Origin of the sequence: Pseudomonas mandelii, from assembly GCF_006438925.1 — a bacterium.
Classification (GTDB): domain Bacteria; phylum Pseudomonadota; class Gammaproteobacteria; order Pseudomonadales; family Pseudomonadaceae; genus Aquipseudomonas; species Aquipseudomonas mandelii_C.
In genome coordinates, this window is the sequence record NZ_RCZA01000037.1 from 1 (window position 1) to 831 (window position 831).

The following is an 831-nucleotide window of genomic DNA, read 5'->3' on the forward strand; positions in this document are numbered from 1 at the left end:
TCGACTGCGTGAAGTCGGAATCGCTAGTAATCGCGAATCAGAATGTCGCGGTGAATACGTTCCCGGGCCTTGTACACACCGCCCGTCACACCATGGGAGTGGGTTGCACCAGAAGTAGCTAGTCTAACCTTCGGGAGGACGGTTACCACGGTGTGATTCATGACTGGGGTGAAGTCGTAACAAGGTAGCCGTAGGGGAACCTGCGGCTGGATCACCTCCTTAATCGACGACATCAGCTGCTCCATAAGCTCCCACACGAATTGCTTGATTCATTGAAGAAGACGATAAGAAGCAGCCCGAAATTGGGTCTGTAGCTCAGTTGGTTAGAGCGCACCCCTGATAAGGGTGAGGTCGGCAGTTCGAATCTGCCCAGACCCACCAATTTTGTGTGGGAACCTGTAGAAATACGGGGCCATAGCTCAGCTGGGAGAGCGCCTGCCTTGCACGCAGGAGGTCAACGGTTCGATCCCGTTTGGCTCCACCACTACTGCTTCTGTTTGTTGAAAGCTTAGAAATGAGCATTCCATCGTGAYGATGGTGAATGTTGATTTCTAGTCTTTGGATTAGATCGTTCTTTAAAAATTTGGGTATGTGATAGAAAGATAGACTGGACGTTACTTTCACTGGTAACGGATCAGGCTAAGGTAAAATTTGTGAGTTGCTCGTTATGAGCAAGAATCGAATTTTCGGCGAATGTCGTCTTCACAGTATAACCAGATTGCTTGGGGTTATATGGTCAAGTGAAGAAGCGCATACGGTGGATGCCTTGGCAGTCAGAGGCGATGAAAGACGTGGTAGCCTGCGAAAAGCTTCGGGGAGTCGGCAAACAGA

The 831-nt window shown here is 49.8% G+C and carries 2 tRNA genes and 2 rRNA genes; all 4 read left to right on the forward strand.

Going from position 1 to position 831, the window contains the following annotated elements:
• Positions 1-222 (forward strand): 16S ribosomal RNA (locus EAH74_RS32900); the annotation flags it as partial.
• 82 nt (positions 223-304) lie between these two features.
• Positions 305-381, forward strand: a tRNA-Ile gene (locus tag EAH74_RS32905).
• A 27-nt stretch (positions 382-408) separates the two neighbouring features.
• Positions 409-484, forward strand: a tRNA-Ala gene (locus tag EAH74_RS32910).
• 250 nt (positions 485-734) lie between these two features.
• Positions 735-831, forward strand: a 23S ribosomal RNA gene (locus tag EAH74_RS32915); the annotation flags it as partial.